Annotated in this window: 14 protein-coding genes and 1 pseudogene; 9 read left to right on the plus strand and 6 right to left on the minus strand. The window is 72.7% G+C overall.

Going from position 1 to position 16,376, the window contains the following annotated elements; genetic code table 11:
* Window positions 1-58: 58 nt before the first annotated feature.
* The 3 genes and pseudogenes from ACGFZQ_RS11020 to ACGFZQ_RS11030 all read left to right on the plus strand — a co-directional run.
* Window positions 59-484 carry a PPOX class F420-dependent oxidoreductase gene (locus ACGFZQ_RS11020; RefSeq protein WP_393840072.1) on the plus strand — a complete coding sequence of 142 codons (426 nt, stop codon included), beginning with the start codon at window positions 59-61 and terminating at the stop codon, window positions 482-484.
* Between the two features lie 115 nt (window positions 485-599).
* Window positions 600-1,010, plus strand: a complete 411-nt coding sequence (locus tag ACGFZQ_RS11025) for a VOC family protein (protein ID WP_351730614.1) — start codon at window positions 600-602, stop codon at window positions 1,008-1,010.
* A gap of 67 nt (window positions 1,011-1,077) precedes the next feature.
* Window positions 1,078-1,296 (plus strand): annotated as a pseudogene (locus ACGFZQ_RS11030) (VOC family protein); the annotation flags it as partial.
* Here ACGFZQ_RS11030 and ACGFZQ_RS11035 read toward each other — a convergent pair.
* The 3 genes from ACGFZQ_RS11035 to ACGFZQ_RS11045 all read right to left on the minus strand — a co-directional run bounded on the left by ACGFZQ_RS11035 (window position 1,295) and on the right by ACGFZQ_RS11045 (window position 5,409).
* Window positions 1,295-2,509, minus strand: a complete 1,215-nt coding sequence (locus tag ACGFZQ_RS11035) for a glycosyltransferase (RefSeq protein WP_393840073.1) — start codon at window positions 2,507-2,509, stop codon at window positions 1,295-1,297. The pseudogene ACGFZQ_RS11030 and the gene ACGFZQ_RS11035 overlap by 2 nt on opposite strands.
* 75 nt (window positions 2,510-2,584) lie before the next feature.
* Complete coding sequence (locus ACGFZQ_RS11040) at window positions 2,585-3,907, minus strand: nucleotide sugar dehydrogenase (RefSeq protein WP_351699309.1); 1,323 nt, start codon at window positions 3,905-3,907, stop codon at window positions 2,585-2,587.
* 80 nt (window positions 3,908-3,987) lie between these two features.
* Window positions 3,988-5,409 carry a glycosyltransferase gene (locus ACGFZQ_RS11045; protein WP_393840074.1) on the minus strand — a complete coding sequence of 474 codons (1,422 nt, stop codon included), beginning with the start codon at window positions 5,407-5,409 and terminating at the stop codon, window positions 3,988-3,990.
* Between the two features lie 101 nt (window positions 5,410-5,510).
* Between ACGFZQ_RS11045 and wecB the strand changes: the two genes are divergently transcribed.
* The 4 genes from wecB to ACGFZQ_RS11065 are packed head-to-tail and all read left to right on the plus strand — an operon-like array spanning window position 5,511 to window position 11,254.
* Window positions 5,511-6,599: a non-hydrolyzing UDP-N-acetylglucosamine 2-epimerase gene (gene wecB / locus ACGFZQ_RS11050; RefSeq protein WP_393840075.1), complete on the plus strand. Its 1,089-nt coding sequence runs from the start codon at window positions 5,511-5,513 to the stop codon at window positions 6,597-6,599.
* Window positions 6,592-7,263 (plus strand): class I SAM-dependent methyltransferase, encoded by a 672-nt coding sequence (locus ACGFZQ_RS11055; protein ID WP_393840076.1) that lies wholly within the window; start codon window positions 6,592-6,594, stop codon window positions 7,261-7,263. Before wecB ends, ACGFZQ_RS11055 begins: the two co-directional genes overlap by 8 nt.
* Window positions 7,263-9,071 (plus strand): hypothetical protein, encoded by a 1,809-nt coding sequence (locus ACGFZQ_RS11060; protein WP_393840077.1) that lies wholly within the window; start codon window positions 7,263-7,265, stop codon window positions 9,069-9,071. The genes ACGFZQ_RS11055 and ACGFZQ_RS11060 overlap by 1 nt, the downstream gene beginning before the upstream one ends.
* Window positions 9,068-11,254 carry a glycosyltransferase gene (locus ACGFZQ_RS11065; protein ID WP_393840078.1) on the plus strand — a complete coding sequence of 729 codons (2,187 nt, stop codon included), beginning with the start codon at window positions 9,068-9,070 and terminating at the stop codon, window positions 11,252-11,254. Before ACGFZQ_RS11060 ends, ACGFZQ_RS11065 begins: the two co-directional genes overlap by 4 nt.
* A 39-nt stretch (window positions 11,255-11,293) precedes the next feature.
* Here ACGFZQ_RS11065 and ACGFZQ_RS11070 read toward each other — a convergent pair whose 3' ends face one another.
* Complete coding sequence (locus ACGFZQ_RS11070; RefSeq protein WP_393840079.1) at window positions 11,294-12,295, minus strand: acyl-CoA desaturase; 1,002 nt, start codon at window positions 12,293-12,295, stop codon at window positions 11,294-11,296.
* Between the two features lie 397 nt (window positions 12,296-12,692).
* Between ACGFZQ_RS11070 and ACGFZQ_RS11075 the strand changes: the two genes are divergently transcribed.
* Entirely contained in the window at window positions 12,693-12,998 is a 306-nt protein-coding gene (locus ACGFZQ_RS11075; protein ID WP_351730632.1) for a hypothetical protein, read from the plus strand.
* A 62-nt stretch (window positions 12,999-13,060) separates the two neighbouring features.
* Here the strand turns inward: ACGFZQ_RS11075 and ACGFZQ_RS11080 are convergent, their stop codons facing one another.
* Together ACGFZQ_RS11080 and ACGFZQ_RS11085 are read right to left on the minus strand one after the other, a co-directional pair.
* The gene (locus tag ACGFZQ_RS11080) at window positions 13,061-14,422 is read right to left on the minus strand and encodes an MFS transporter (RefSeq protein ID WP_393840080.1); all 1,362 of its coding nucleotides are present in this window, start codon (window positions 14,420-14,422) and stop codon (window positions 13,061-13,063) included.
* 191 nt (window positions 14,423-14,613) lie between these two features.
* Entirely contained in the window at window positions 14,614-15,279 is a 666-nt protein-coding gene (locus ACGFZQ_RS11085) for a TetR/AcrR family transcriptional regulator (RefSeq protein ID WP_351730638.1), read from the minus strand.
* 144 nt (window positions 15,280-15,423) lie between these two features.
* Between ACGFZQ_RS11085 and ACGFZQ_RS11090 the strand changes: the two genes are divergently transcribed.
* Window positions 15,424-16,305 (plus strand): shikimate dehydrogenase, encoded by an 882-nt coding sequence (locus ACGFZQ_RS11090; protein WP_393840081.1) that lies wholly within the window; start codon window positions 15,424-15,426, stop codon window positions 16,303-16,305.
* The last annotated feature ends 71 nt before the right edge of the window (window positions 16,306-16,376 follow it).

A 16,376-nucleotide genomic window follows, 5' to 3' on the forward strand; every position in this document is an offset into this window, starting at 1 on the left:
CTGTCTACCGAATCGGGTGGCGGGAATGCCGGGCGGGCGCCGCGGGGTTGTTCCAGGCATGACCCAGGACACTCTTCTGAAGCTGCTCTCCGAAGGCCATGCCGGCGTGCTGGTCACCCTCAAGAGCGATGGCCGCCCCCAGCTGTCCAATGTCAACCACGCGTACTACCCGGACGAGCGGACCGTCCGGGTCTCGATCACGGACGACCGCGCCAAGACCCGCAACCTGCGCCGGGACCCGCGTGCCTCGTACCACGTCACCAGCCCCGACCGGTGGGCGTACACGGTCGCCGAGGGCACCGCCGAGCTCTCGCCGGTCGCCCAGGAACCCTACGACGAGACCGTCGAGGAACTCGTCCGCCTCTACCGAGACGTCCAGGGCGAACACCCCGACTGGGACGACTACCGCGCCGCGATGGTCCGCGACCGCCGGCTGGTGTTGCGGCTGCGCGTGGAGCGGGCGTACGGCATTCCGCGCGCCTGACGGCTCCTGAGGGCCGGGCCTAGGACCTGTGATCGAGGGCAATCGGCCGATGGTTCCGTGCGGGCCGGATGCCTAGGCTGCTGGGCAGGCAACGGCAGCTCAGGAAGAGGTCACCATGCCCGTGAACGGTCGCAGTCACATCCGCGTCGCCCGGCCCTCCCGGGATCTCGCGGCGGCCGAGCGTTTCTGGGTGCGGGGGCTGGGGCTCGGTGTGGTGTGGCGGGCCGAGGGGGGACCGGAACCCGGCGAGCACGACCTCCTGATGCTGGGCTGGCCGGACGCCGGCTGGCATCTGGAGCTGGTCCACGAGCCCGCCCGGCCCGTCGAGCCGCGGCCCACCGAGGAGGACCTGCTGGTGGTCTACGTCGACGGCCCGGTGCCGGACGACCTGGTCGCCCGGCTGGAGGAGCACGGCGGCAAGCGGGTGCCATCACCGAACCCGTACTGGAACCGGTGGGGCGTCACCGTCGAGGACCCGGACGGATACCGGCTCGTGCTCTGCGAGCGGGGCTGGTCCAACGCGTAGGTGTGGGGTGCTTGCCGTTCGCCCCGTCCGCCGCTAGCCTCCGCGCGTGATCAATGGGGCACATGTGGTGATCTATACACGCGACGCCGAGGCGGACCGTGCCTTCCTCCGGGACGTCCTGGACTGGCCGCACGTCGACGCCGGACACGGCTGGCTGATCTTCGAGCTGCCGCCGGCCGAGGTGGCCTGCCATCCGGCCGGCGGCGAACCGTCGCACGAGCTGATGCTGATGTGCGACGACCTCGACGCCACGACCGCGGAACTCACCGCGAAGGGCGTGGAGTTCAGCCGACCCGTCCAGGACGCGGCCTGGGGCCGGGTGACCGGCTTCCGGTTGCCGGGCGGAGGCGAGGTCGCCTTGTACGAGCCGCGCCACCCGCGCGCCCAGCACCGGCCTGCTCCCGCACCCAGCTCTCCAGCAGGGACGTGAACTCGGTCGCCTTGTCGGGCCAGTTGAAGTGCGTGACGGCCGCCTCGCGGCCCCGCTGGGCCGCGGTGTGGCGCAGTATCGCGTCGGCGCCCAGCCGCCGTATCGCCTCCGCTGCCGCGCGCGGATCCTCGTAGGGGACGACGAGACCGCAGCCGTGCCGCTCGACCATGTCGGCCGCCAGCGGGGTGGGCGTGGTGATGACGGGGACGCCGTGCGCCATGTACTCGACGACCTTGGTGGGCCGTGAATGGCGGTAGTTGGGCTGGTCGTGCAGGAGGGAGAGGCCGGCCAGGGCGCCCGGGAGCAGCGCGAGGGCGCGGTCGTTGGGCAGGAAGCCGTGCCAGCGCAGCACGCCGTCCCGGTCGGCCGCCGTGAGCACGTCCCGGACGTCCGGGTCGGCCGCGCCGGCCACCTCGACGCGCAGTCCCGGCCCCAGGTGCCGGGCGGTCTCGATCAGGTCCAGCGCGCCGCGGGCCCGCGACAGGTGACCGACGTAGACGACGCGTTCGCTGCCGGGAGGTTCGGGCGCCTGCACCGGTGCGGTCGTGAAGTTGGGCACCACCGGGTGGGTGCGGCGGAACCGCTCCTGGTAGGCGTCCTCGGCGAGCAGCAGCCGCAGATGGCGTTCCGCAAGCCGCTCGGCCGCCCGCACCCCGAGCCGCAGCGGCGGCCTGAGCACCCGGGGCACCCAGCGTTTCACCGCGAGTGCGGCGGCGGTGTCCTCGTGGACGTCCCACACGACCACCGGGGCCGCCTCGGACCGCCGCCAGCGACGCAGGGTGCCGGGCAGGGCGAGGAGCAGTTCCGGGTCGTGGAGGAGGATCACGTCCGCCTCGTGGCCGCGGTCGGCGAGCAGCGCGCGGGCCGCGCCCACCGCCGCCCGGCGGCTGCGGCCCGCCGCCCGGGGCAGGTCGATGCCTTCGAGGTCGGCGCGGGGGCGCACCTCGCGGGCCGAGAACGGCGCCGCGTACACGACGTGGTGCCCCCGGTCCCGCAGCGCGGTGATCTGCCGGTGCAGTATGCGCGCGTCCTCGGGGTGGTGGACGACGGTGACGACGAGTATCCGCATCTGAGCGCCTTTCGACTCCGCCGCCCGGAGCCCTCGGACTCCGGACGGCGGAAGGGGAGTTGCCACCGAGGCCGGCTACAGCACCTCGACTCCGGGCCGGAAGATCCGCCCGCGGGTGTCGAAGAGCAGCCGGGCCTCGTCGCCGAGGGCCGGGAGGTCGTAGGCGGAGTGGTCCTGGAGCAGGATCGTCAGATCGTGCGAGCGCACGGCGGCCATGACGTCGGTGACGCGCGGCACGGCCTCCCCGTCCACGAACCAGGCGGGCACGAACGGGTCGTGGAAGGCGATCTCCGCCTCCCGGTCCCGCAGCAGCCGCGCCACCGGGACCGCCGGCGCCTCGCGCTGGTCGGCGACGTCCGGCTTGTAGGTGACGCCGAGGAGCAGCACCCGGGAGCCGTGCAGTGCGCGGCCCTCGTGGTTGAGCAGATCCTGCGCGCGCCGGACGACGTACTCCGGCATGTGCGCGTTGATCTCCCGGGCCAGTTCCACGAACCGGAACTCGTAGCCGATCGAACGCACCTTGTACGAAAGGTAGTTGGGGTCGATCGGGATGCAGTGCCCGCCCACCCCGGCGCTCGGCCGGAAGGCCTGGAAGCCGAACGGCTTCGTGCCGGCACAGCGGATCGCGTCCCATACGTCGACGCGCAACTCCTGGCACAGGATGGCCAGTTCGTTGACCAGGGCGATGTTGACGTGCCGGTAGGTGTTCTCCAGGAGCTTGGCCATCTCGGCTTCCCGGGTGCCCTTGGCCTGTACGACGGTGTCGACGAGCTTGCCGTAGAAGGCGGCCGCCCGGGCCGCGCACGCCGGGGTGTGGCCGCCCACCACCTTCGGTGTCTCGCGCAGCCCGTGGGTGGTGTTGCCGGGGTCGATGCGCTCCGGTGAGAACGCCAGCGCGAAGTCCTCGCCGGCCCGCAGCCCCGACTCCTCCAGGATCGGTTTGAGCACCTCTTCGGTGGTGCCCGGATAGGTCGTCGATTCGAGGACGACGAGCCGGCCGCGGCCCAGCCTGCCCGCCACCGCCCGCGCGGCGGAGGTCACCGCGCCGAGATCGGGACCGCCGTCCTCGCTGAGCGGGGTCGGCACACAGATCACGATCGTCTGCGCACGGGCCAGACAGGCGTCGTCCGTGTACGCGGTGAAGCCGGCCTGCCGCATGCGGGCGACGTCGTCGTCGGAGACGTCGTCCACATGGGAGTGCCCGGCGTTGAGGCCCTCCACGACCCGTGGGTCGAGGTCGAGCCCCGCCACTCTCAGCCCGACCAGCGACGCCTCCCGCGCGAGCGGAAGCCCGACGTAGCCGAGCCCGATGACGGCCAGTTCGAAGCCGTCGGTCCGTTCTGCATCCCCGAGCGATTCGCTCAATTCCCCGAGCGGTACGGCCTTTTCGACCTGCATAGGGATTCACTCCGCCCTCAACGGCAGACGCCGTATGGATCCGAAGGGCCCGGACGGTGCGATTCCGGGCGAGGGGGGCCTCAGACACATCCAAGAGCGCGATACGCGTCTCGGGTCGTGGCAGCGACCCTTTTCCAGGTGCGGTCACGCGCTACCAGAGCGCGGGCGGCCGCTCCCCATTCATGCCGCCGTTCTCGACTGTAAAGCAATACTTCGAGAGCTTCTGCCCAAGCATGCGGAGATTCAGGCGAGATCAGCTGACCGTTGACTCCCGATTCGACCACTTCCCGCAGGGCTGTGAGATCACTGGCCGCCACCGGAAGACCGCTCGCCATCGCTTCGACCGGCTTGAGCGGGGTGACCAGACGGCAGACCCGTTCAGCGGTGCGCGGCACCGCGAAGACATCCAGAACCGCGTGGTAGGAGCGCACTTGGCGGTGCGGAACGCGGCCGGTGAACAGCGCGACGCCGGCGCCGAGACCCAGCCGCTCGGCCAGCGCCTCGAGTGCCCCCCGCTCGGGTCCGTCGCCGACGATCAGCAGCCGCAGCGGAACCCCACGGCGGCGCAGCTCGACACCCGCATGGAGCAATGTGCCGATTCCCTCGTGTGGAGTAAGGCTGCTGACGGTGCCCACCACGAAGTCGTCCGCCGCGATGCCGAGCCGGCCGCGCAGTTCCGCCCCGTCCGGCGGCGGGGCGAGGAAGGTGTCGTCCACCGCGTTGGGCACGATCAGGACCCGCTCCTCGGGCACCCCGCGGGACACGATCTCGGCCTTCATCGCCGTGCCCAGCGTCAGCACCAGATCGGCCTGGCGCATGCAGTACGTCTCCAGGGCGCGCCGCGCACGGTAGGTCGGGTGGTCCGGAGTGCGGCCCGCCGCCTGGGTCAGCCAGGTCTCCTCCAGGAACCCGCGCACCTCGTACACCACCGGCAGCCCGTAGGTCTCCCGCAGGGCCAGCGCCACCCGCCCGTTGCCGTGGTCGGTGGCCGCGTGCAGCACGGCGGGCCGCAGCCGCTCCACCAGACGCCCGGCCAGCTCGGCGTTGCGGGCCAGCACCGCGCCCTGCCCGTACGGCAGGTTCAGCGGCAGCAGCCGGTGCTGCGGCACCCCGTTCACGATCTGCAGCGGGCGGGCGTCCAGAACGCCCTGCGCCACCGGGAACCCGATCCGGGTCACCACGTGCGGATCGAGCCCGGCGGCCCGCTGGGCCTCGGCGAGGGCCTGGGTGCGCACGGTGTAGCCGGCGTGCTTGAACGGCAGCCCGTTGGTGACCAGATGGAGCACCCGGCCGGGCTCGGGCCTGACCGGCCGCCCGGCGGGTGCCGCCACCCGGGCGGCGGACGGCGTCGCGGTCGGCCCGGCCGTGCGGGCCCGGGCGGCGAGCCGCCGCTCGACCGGTCCGAGCCCGCGCCGCACCCGCCCCGGCAGCAGCCGTACGCCGAGCAGCGCGGCCCGCGCGGGGTCGCCGCGCAACTCGCCCCATGCGACGGATGCGGCCAAGCTGAGTGCACGGGGAATCCGAAGAACACGGCGCGGCATGTGCGGGAACGGAAGTCGGGCCATGTCGCCAAGGTAGGCCGACAGAGCGGAGAACGTACGACATGAACGGCCGCGTACTCCATGTCGTAGGGACCAGGCCGAACTTCGTGAAGGCCGCGCCCGTCGTCGCCGCCCTGCGTGCGACCGGGCACGACCAGGTCCTGGTGCACACGGGTCAGCACTACGACGAGCGGATGTCGCACATCTTCTTCCGGGAGCTGGGCCTGCCCGCCCCGGACTCCGACCTGGGCGTCGGCTCCGGCAGCCAGGCCCGGCAGACCGCCGACCTGCTGGTGGCGCTGGAGGGCGAGCTGCTGGTCCGCGCCCCGGCCCTGGTCGTCGTGTACGGCGACGTGAACTCCACCCTCGCCGCGGCCCTGGCCGCCGCCAAGCTGGGCATCCCGGTCGCCCATGTCGAGGCGGGCCTGCGCAGCTTCGACATGGCGATGCCGGAGGAGGTCAACCGGCGCGTGGTCGACCAGTTGGCCGAGCTGCTCTTCGCGACCAGCCCGGAAGCCGTCGGCCACCTCGCCCGCGAGGGCGTCGACCCGGGCCGGGTACACCTCGTCGGCAACCCGATGATCGACACCCTGCTCACCCATCTGGACCATTTCGACCCGGTCGCCGCCCGCACCGCCCACGCCCTGCCCGAACGCTATGGCGTGGTCACCCTGCACCGGCCGGCCAACGTCGACGACCCCGAGGCCGCCGCGGCCGCCGCCCGCGCGCTCACCGAGGCGGCCGGCCACCTGGACCTCGCCGTGCCCCTGCACCCGCGCGGCCGGGAGGCACTGCGCAAGGCGGGTCTCGCCGACGCGCCCGGCATCCATCTGCTCGAACCGCTCGGCTACGTCGAGTTCATGGGCCTGGTGCGGGGCGCCGCCGCCGTGATCACCGACTCCGGCGGGGTCCAGGAGGAGACCACCGTGCTGGGCGTCCCCTGTCTGACGCTGCGCACCACGACCGAACGCCCCGTCACCGTCACCCACGGCACCAACCGGCTGGTGAACCACGGCGAACTGGTGCCCGCCCTGCGCAAGGTCCTGGACGGACAGCCGCCCGCCGACCCCGAGGGGCCGCCGCTGTGGGACGGCAAGGCCGGCCCCCGCATCGCCCGCGTACTCACCGAGTGGCTGGAGCGCCATGACTGACGCCACCCGCACCCGCCCCGACGGTCCCCGCACCCTCGGGCACACCGCCCGCACCTACTGGGACACCCGGCACCGCGAACGCGACGACCTCGCCTCCGGCGGCCACATCGGCCTGGACCGGCCCGGCAACGAGATCTTCTACGCGGTACGGCTCGGCCAGCTGCTCACCCTGATCGGCGACCTGTCCAGCCCCGCCTCCCCGCTGTTCGTGCTCGACGCCGGCTGCGGCAAGGGGCACTTCGCCCGCGCACTGGCCCGCTGCGGCCACCACGTGGACGCCTTCGACACCAGCGAGGAGGCCGTCAGCCAGGCCCGGGCCGAGGGCGGCGGACCCCGCTACGCGTTCGCCGCCCTCGACGAGTGGCGCAGCCCCTGGCTCTACGACGTGGTGATGTGCGTGGACGTCCTCTTCCACGTCATGGACGACGCGGAGTGGGCGGCCGGCCTGCGCAACCTCGCCTCGCTGGTCCGGATCACCGGCCGGCTGATCGTCACCGACGAGCACACCGAGGAGCCCGTCCCACGCGGCGACTACATCGTGCACCGGCCGATCGCCGCCTACCGCAAGGAACTTGAGCCCCTGGGCCTGAGCCACTCCCTCTTCCGGCCCTACGGCTTCCGCGAGAACCGGGTCGGCTTCCATGTCTTCACAAGGACCCGCTGATGCGCCTGACCGATCTGCTCCACCCGCACCTGGACGACGTGACCTCGGTCGTGGACGCGACGCGCGGCGGCCTGCGTCTCGACCCCTATCTGCACCTCCCGCCGGGCGTCGAACCGACCCGGCACGAACAGCCGGTCGGCGAAGGGGAGCTGATGCTCCTCTGCTACGGCCCCGACCCCGCCCTGCACGGCGACGAGGCGGACTGCCTCGCCGCACTGGAACGGATGCGGCCCGGCGGCCGCGGCCTGATCGTCTTCGGCCACCCCGGGACCGACCTGCCCTACCACCGTCTCCTCGACGCCCTGGTGGCCCACCGCTGCCAGGTGCTGCACGCCGCCGCGCTCGGCTACACGCATCTGCACGCCGGCGCGGTCTTCGCCTGCACCGAGGAACTCCTGCCGCCGCACGACTGGTTCGGCCACCCGCTGCCGGCCGACGGTTTCGCCACGGCCCTGCGGATCGCCGACGAGTACGTCCTCGCCGACTTCGTCTCCCGCTCCCAGCGGGCCCGCCTGATCGACCTGGAACGCGCGGCCGAGGAGACCGCCCGCGCCCTGGAGACCGCCCGCGAGGACGGCCTCGCCGAACGGCTGGCCGCCGCCCTGCGGGACAAGGACCAGCTCACCTCCGCCCTGCGCGGGGCCCGGGAGCGGACCGGGGTGCTGGAGGCCCGCGTGGCCATGCTGGAGGGCTCCACCTCGCTGCGGGTCGGCAAGGCGCTGGTGTCCGCGGCCCGGTCGCCGGGGCGCGGCGCGGCCCGGCTGCCCGGGGAGCTGTACGGGCTGTGGCGGCAGCGGAAGGCCAAGGGACGGCCGGCGCGGGCCACGAGCGCCGCCCCGGCACCGGAGGCACCGGCCGACGACCGCTTCTACCTCTCCCACCGCGCCCTGTCCGTGGCACCCCGCGACCGGCTGGTGATCACCGGCGTGCTGACCGACCGCACCGCCGCCGACTTCGCGGCCGACGCCGTGGTCAGCCGGGTGCTGCCGCACGACGGGCGACTGCTGGTCGAGCGCACCGACCCGGACGTCTTCCTCGTCCAGCTCGGCGCGTGCACCGGCGAGGCCGGCCCCTGGACGCTCACCGGCACCGGCCACGCCCCCGACCTGGACCGGCGCCTCGCCGAACTGATCGGCCAGGCAAGGGGACTGGGCCGTGCCGCGGTGCTGTGGCGGGACGGCCCGGCGTCCTCGGCGCCGGGCCTGTCCCAACTGCCCTGGGACGCCGTCCTCGACGGTGACACCGGGACGGCGCTCTCCCGCCTCGACCCGGTCACCGACGGCCGGGACCGGCTCCGGGACGTCTTCCAGGAGGACAGCACCCGGGTACGACTGGCCCGGCTCGCCGAAGTGGCCGGCGCCCCCGACCCGACGGCCGAGCGTCGGGTCGCCGTCCTGGCCGCGCCCCGGGACGCCACCGACGTCGCCCGGCTCGTCGCCCAGACGCTCTGCCAGCTGCACCGGCCGGCCGAGGTGGTCGTCGCCGACCCCGTGGGGCTCGACCTCGGCGAACTCACCGCCGCCTCCGTCACCGTCCACTCCGGACCGCCCACCGCGCCCTGGGTCGCCGACTGGACGGATCTGACCGAGGACCGCCCCGACACGCTGCTGCTCGACCTGCTCTGCGCCCAGGAGTTCTCGGGCGCCGACGCGGTGGGCCACACCCCCGCCGCCGACGACTACGCCTTCGTGCCGGCCCTGAAGCCGCTGCTCGTCCGCCGGTCGCTCCTGGACACCGGTACCCCGCCGGACACCTGGTCGCGTGCCGGGCACCGCCTGTTCGCCGTGCGTGGAAAGGAACCGTCATGACCCGCACCCTGAGGGCGCTCGTCTACGGCGACGTGGACCTCAACCTCATCGACGGCTCCGCCGTCTGGGCCCAGTCGACGGTACAGGCGCTGTCCCGCGCGGGCTGCCGGACCCGGCTCGTCCTCAAGGCTCCCGTGGAGACCGGCCGGCTGACCGACCCGCTGGCCGGGCTGCCCGGGGTCACCGTGGTCCGGCCGTACGAGGAGCACCTCGTCCCCGGCCAGGGCGCGCGCCCCCTGTCCCCCTACCAGGCCTCGCAGCTGCTCGCCCGCCTGGACGAGGAGGAGCCCTGCGACCTGCTCGTGCTGCGCGGCCGCCGGCTGGTGAAGCAGATCGTCGGCGACGGCAACTTCCACGGACGCGTCTGGGCCTACCTCACCGACATCCCGCAGTCCCCGGCCGAGATGACCGAACAGGACCGCGTCGACCTCGCCCGTATCGCCAACGCCTCCCGGCAACTCCTCTGCCAGACCGAGGAGTTGCGCTGCTTCCTGGAGGCGTCGGTGCCGGAGGCCTGCGGCCGGGCCGTGCTCTGCCCGCCGGCGGTGCCCGAACCCGGCGTCCCGCTCCCGCAGCGCGACGGACTGCACGACCCCGTACGCCTCGTCTACACCGGCAAGTTCGCGCCCCGTTGGAACACCCTGCCCATGACCCGGCTGCCCGCGCGGCTCGCCGAACGCGGCATCCGGACCGAACTCCACGCCGTCGGCGACAAGATCCACAAGGATGCCGCCCACCCCGGCTTCGACATCGCCATGGCCGAGGCGCTGCGCACCACCCCCGAGGTCGTCCACCACGGCGGTGTGCCCCGCGAGGAGGCCATGCGCATCGCCGCCGACTGCGACCTCGGCCTCGGCTGGCGCGACTCCTCCCTGGACGCCAGCCTCGAACTCTCCACCAAGGTGCTGGAGTTCGGCTCCCTCGGCCTGCCCGTCGTCCTCAACCGGACCCCCGCGCACGAGGCGCTGCTCGGCACCGACTACCCGCTGTTCGTGCCCGGCGACGCGACCCTCGCGGACGCGGTGGACGCCGTCACCGTCGCCGTACGCGACGCCGAGGCCAGGCAGCTCGCGGCCGACCGGTGTGCGGAAGCGGCCCGGCAGTACACCATGGAGGCCGCGGCCGCCCGCTGGCGCGCCCACCTCGACGGCGCCTTCCCCTCCGCACCCGCCGCCGTCGCCACCCGCGGGCGCCCGCTGCGGATCGGGGTGGCGGGCCACGACCTGAAGTTCCTCACCCGGCTGCTCGACCACTTCCGCGCCCTGCCCGGCCTCGACGTACGCGTCGACGCCTGGCCCGCGCTCGCCCGGCACGACCCGGCCGCGAGCCGTGAACTCGCCGACTGGGCCGATGTGGTGGTCGTCGAGTGGTGCGGCCCGGCCGCGGTCTGGTACAGCCGTCACAAGCGGCGCGGCAGCAGGCTGATCGTCCGCCTGCACCGCTTCGAACTCGACGCCGGCTACCCGCAGCAGGTCGACATCGACGCCGTCGACCGCGTGGTGTGCGTCAGCCCGTACTACGCCCGCAGCACCCGGGAGCGCACCGGCTGGCCCGCCTCGAAGATCACCACGATCGGCAACTGGGTCGACGTCGACCAGCTCGACCGGCCCAAGGCCCCCGGCGCCCGGCACCGGCTCGGCATGATCGGCATCGCGCCCAGCCGCAAACGCCTCGACCTGGGCCTCGACGTCCTGGAGGCGCTGCGCGCCCACGACCGGCGCTGGCACCTCTCGGTCAAGTCCAAGCCGCCGTGGGAGTACTGGTGGATCTGGAACAAGCCCGAGGAGCGGGCCCACTACGAGGCGATCCTGCGCCGGATGCAGACCTCGCCGCTGCTCGAAGGTGCCGTCGTCTTCGACCAGTTCGGACCGGACGTGCCGAACTGGCTGCGCCGCATCGGCCATGTCCTGTCCACCAGCGACGACGAGAGCTTCCACCTCGCCCCGGCCGAGGGCATGGCCTCCGGCGCCGTACCCGCGCTGCTGCCGTGGCCGGGCGCGGACGAGATCTACGACCGGCGCTGGATCCACGACACCCCGGAGGCGATGGCCGGGTCGATCGCCGCACTGGCCGACCAGGACGACTGGCGCGCGGCCGGGGAAACGGCCCGCGGCCAGGTACGGGAGGGCTTCTCGCTGGAACGGGTGGCGAAGGAGTGGACGGAGCTGCTGGTGTCCGGCTGATCGGCGCGCCTCCTGAACCGCGCCTGCCCGTCCGTCGGGTCAGGCCGCGGACTCCTGCTGGGCGGCCGGTTCGGGCAGCAGGCGGGCGCCGAGACGGTCGGCGCTCGGCCAGCGGACGTCGTGGGCCCAGCCCAGCTTCTCGAACATCCAGATCAGGCGGGCCGACGGGTCGATCTGGCCGGGCAGCACACCGTGGCGCGCGCCCGTGGGGTCGGCGTGGTGCGAGTTGTGCCAGTTCTCGCCGAAGGACAGCAGGGCGAGCGGCCAGAAGTTGGTGGCCTTGTCCCTGCTGGCGAAGGGCCGCCTGCCCGCGACATGGCAGACCGAGTTCACCGACCAGGTGACATGGTGCAGCAGCGCCATCCGCATCAGGCCGGCCCAGAAGAACCCGGTCAGCGCACCGGTCCAGGTACCGGTGACGAGCCCGCCGACCAGCGCGGGGGCCAGCAGCGAGACGATGGTCAGCGGTCCGAAGAACCGGCCGACGAGCCGCAGGTCGCGATCGGCGGCGATGTCGGGCGCGAACCTGGCCCGGTTGCTCAGTTCACGCTTGAGCATCCATCCGATGTGCGCGTGCAGCAGGCCCTTGAGCAGCGCGCGCGTGTCGGTTCCGAAGCGCCAGGGGGAGTGCGGGTCGCCCTCGCGGTCGGCGAAGGCGTGGTGGCGGCGGTGGTTCGCCACCCACTGCACCGGCGAGCCCTCGACCCCCATCGAGCCCGCGACGGCCAGGGCGATGCGCAGGCCCCGCTTCGCCTTGAACGAGCGGTGCGTGAAGAGCCGGTGATAGCCGACTGTGAGGCCGAAGCCGGACACCAGGTAGGCGACCACGGCCATGACGACGTCCAGCGCGGACAGACCCCGTCCCCACACCAACGGCACGGCGACGACCAGGCAGATCAGTGGGCCGACGACGAAGATCCACATTGCGACGCCCGCCGCGGCCGTCTGCGGGGCGTCGAGCAGCGGCTTGGCCCCGGCCGCGGTCTCGGCGTCGCTTTCGGCGACGGCCTGTTCGGAACGGTCGGCTTTGCTCGGGTTCATCGCTTCCTCGCCGTTGCTCGAGGTCGTCGGACACAGTGCCGGAACGACCGGGAGAAGGCGCGCGCGTGCGCTGTCGAGAGTGCTCGGCGGCCTACGCCACACGATCGCACCGGACGGCATCCCCGCAGGTCACCGCTCATGTCCAGGGTGTGAACGGCGTGGGACCAAATCTCCTTCGCGACCCGGCGGAACCGTCGGTCCTCGCCGGGCCGGCGGCCGGGTCCACGAACCGCCCTCAGTGCGCCACGACTCGACAACTCCCGGACCTCCGGCGGTGGTTGACCCGAGCCGGCGGCGTGCGGGGCCCGCCCCCAGTCCCTGGAAACGCTTGATCTCAAGTGCACTTGAGGTTCTACAGTCGGATGCGCTGATGCCGACATCGTGGAGAGGAACGGCCATGAGGACACTGGTGCTCGGGAGGACGCCCGCCAGGGTGACGGCCGTGTTGGCCACGCTGCGCGCGGACGGCTTCGACGCGGAGGGAGTGAGCACCGACGACGAGGCCCGGAAGCTGCTGGAGACCGGGCGATTCGGGGTGCTGATCATCGGCGGGGGCGTGGGGCCCGAATCCCGCGCGGAGATCAAGGAGTTCGCGGCGGGTCACCAGGTGCGGCGGGTGATCGACGGCGCCCTGTCGGAGCCGTTCGACGTCTACGTACGGCGGGAGTTCGAGCCGCTGATCCGGGAGGCCGCCGCAGGGTGACGGCCGCGGTCCGCCCGGACTCCGGTCCGGGCGGACGTACGGCTGCTCCTCGTCGGCAGGGCTCAGGCCGTGACCGTTTCCGGGCGGGACGCCTCCCGAGAGGTGCGTGCGCCGAGGTCCTCCGTGGCCAGCCTGTGGGTCTCGCGCGCCGAGAGGGCGGCGATGACCGGCGGCACGCACAGGGCCGCGGTGAACAGCGCCACCGCCGACCAGTCGTCCCCGCCCGGACCCGCGATCTGCGCCGCGAAGGTCACCGCGAACCCGGCCACCGCGAACCCGATCTGGGTACCGATCGCCATACCGGAGAGCCGTACCCGGGTCGAGAACATCTCGCCGTAGAAGGACGGCCAGACACCGTTCGCCGCGCTGTAGACGACACCGAAGGCGACGACACCGAGGACCAGGATCAGCGGGTACGAACCGGTGGAGATCGCCCACAGGTAGCCGGACATCGCCACCGCGCTGCCCACCGCACCGATCAGGTACACCGGCCGCCGGCCGATCCGGTCCGACAGCGTCGCCCACGCCGGGATCGCGCCCAGCGCCACCAGGTTCGCCAGCGCGCTCACCCACAGCATCGAGGTCTTGGACATGCCGACCGAGTCGCTCGTCGCGTAGGCCAGCGCCCACACCGTGAAGATCGTGCTCACCGAGGCGATCAGCGCGCCCCCGACCACCCGCAGCACATCCGCCCAGTGGTGCCGCAGCAGCGTCACCAGCGGCAGCCGTACGACGCCCTCGGCCGCCGCCTGCCGCGCGAAGGCGGGCGTCTCCTGGACCGTGCGGCGGATGAACCAGCCGGCCACGGCCACCGCCGCGCTCAGCCAGAACGGCACCCGCCAGCCCCAGGACAGCAACTGGTCCTCGGGCAGCCGGGAGACCGGGATGAAGACGAGGGTGGCGATCAGCTGGCCGCCCTGGGTGCCGCTCAGCGTGAAGCTGGTGAAGAAGCCACGCCGGTCCGGCGGCGCGTGCTCCAGACTCATGGAACTGGCGCTGGCCTGCTCGCCGGCGGCCGAGACGCCCTGGAGCACCCGGCACAGCACCAGCAGCACCGGGGCCAGGCCGCCCACCTCGGCGCGGGTCGGCAGACAGCCGATCAGGAACGTCGACAGGCCCATCAGCAGCAGCGTGAAGAGCATGATCTTCTTGCGGCCGACCCGGTCCCCGAAATGGCCGAGGAAGAGCGCGCCGACCGGACGGGCCGCGTACGCGACACCGAAGGTGGCCAGCGACAGCAGGGTGGCGGTGGCCGGGTCCGACGCGTCGAAGAAGACCTTCGGGAAGATCAGCGCGGCCGCGCTGCCGTAGATGAAGAAGTCGTAGTACTCCAGGGCGCTGCCGATCCAGGCGGCCAGAGCGGCCTTCTTCGGCTGGCCGCCGGGTGGCACGGCGGTGTCGGCGGACATGGCGGGGACGGACACGGCGGGGCTCCTTCGGGGGACTCCGGCGTAGGCGGAGTGAGCGGCGGGGGAGGAGGCCGGTTCCCAGGGATGACGGGTCGGCGGACCCAGCGGGCGGTGCTAATTAACCCACTAGGTAGTTAGTCGCGATGGGTAGGGATGTTGCGCTCGCGTTTCCCCGCTGTCAAGAGGTCGTGCGCGTTCCCGGGCCGTCAGTCCGCCGTGCGCTCCGCGGTGAGGTAGGCGATCACCATGTCGCCGAGCATGGTCCGGTAGTGCGCGCGCTGCGCCGGGTCCACCAGGTCACGCCCGAAGAGGGCGCCGAAGGTGGCCCGGTTCGCGACCCGGAAGAAACAGAACGAGCTGATCATCGCGTGCAGGTCGACCGCGTCGACGTCGGCCGTGAACAGCCCGGACTCCTGGCCCTGGCCCAGGATCCGGCGGATCACCTCAAGGGCCGGTGAGCCGATCCTGCCGAGCTTCTCGGAGGCCGCGATGTGCTCGGCGCCGTGGATGTTCTCGATGCTGACCAGGCGGATGAAGTCCGGGTGCTGCTCGTGGTGGTCGAAGGTCAGCTCCGCCAGCCGGCGGATCGCCGCGACCGGGTCCAGATGCTCGACGTCCAGCTGCTGCTCGGCCTCGCGGATCACGCCGTACGCCCGCTCCAGGACCGCCGTGAACAGCTGCTCCTTGCCGCCGAAGTAGTAGTAGATCATCCGCTTCGTGGTGCGGGTGCGGGCTGCGATCTCGTCGACGCGGGCACCGTCGTAGCCGGCCCGGGCGAACTCCTGCGTGGCCACGTCGAGGATCTCGGCCTGGGTGCGGGCGGCGTCGCGGATCCGCCCGTTGGTCTGTGCCGGTTCTTCGACGCTGGTCATCGGGTTCCTTCGGGAGTACGGCTCCGGTGCCGGAGATTCTAGAAGGCGGGCCGGGCCCGGCGGCCAGGGTCTTCCCGGAGGACGGCTCGCCTGATATAGCTAACGTACTAGTTCGTACATTGGAGCTCAGCTCAGGAGGTCCCCGTGGCCAAGGACTCGTTTCTCGTCGGACTGATCGGCTCCGGAATCGGACCGTCGCTCAGCCCGGCCCTGCACGAGCGGGAGGCCGACCGGCAGGGGCTGCGGTACCTGTACCGGCTGATCGACATCGACGTGCTGGGCGTGCCGCCCGAGGCCGTCGGGGATCTGCTGCGGGCCGCCCGTGACCTCGGCTTCGACGGGCTCAACATCACACACCCCTGCAAGCAGCTCGTCATCGAGCACCTGGACGCGCTCGCCCCGCAGGCCGAGGCGCTGGGCGCGGTCAACACGGTGGTCTTCGAGGGCGGCGGGAGGGCGGTCGGCCACAACACAGACGTCACCGGGTTCGCGGCGTCGTTCGCGCGCGGGCTGCGGGACGCTCCGCTGGAGCGGGTCGTACAGCTCGGTGCCGGGGGCGCCGGGGCCGCAGTCGCGCACGCGACGCTCACGCTGGGGGCCGAGCGGGTCACTGTCGTGGACGCGCTCGCCGACCGGGCCGCGGATCTCGCGAGCTCTCTGAACCGGTACTTCGGCGAAGGGCGGGCGGTCGCCGCGACGCCGGACCGGCTGGCGGGGCTGCTGGCCGATGCCGATGGACTGGTGCATGCGACGCCTACGGGGATGGCCGCGCATCCTGGGCTGCCGTTGCCGGCCGAGCTGCTGCGTCCCGGGTTGTGGGTGGCCGAGGTGGTGTACCGGCCACTGGAGACTGAGCTGGTGCGTACCGCCCGGGCGTTGGGGTGTGCCGTGCTGGACGGGGGCGGGATGGCGGTGTTCCAGGCTGCGGATGCGTTTCGGTTGTTCACGGGGAGGGAGGCCGACAGCGGTCGGATGCTCGCCGACATCGCGGAGTTGGCCGAGAAGTCGGTGGGTCAGGTTGCGTGACGGGTGCGGGCCGGACGTGGCTGGTCGCGCCCACGCGGCGGCAGCCGCACATCGATACAGCCCCGCGCCCC

It is taken from the genome of Streptomyces sp. NPDC048254 (assembly GCF_043201895.1).
In the GTDB taxonomy this organism is placed as follows: domain Bacteria; phylum Actinomycetota; class Actinomycetes; order Streptomycetales; family Streptomycetaceae; genus Streptomyces.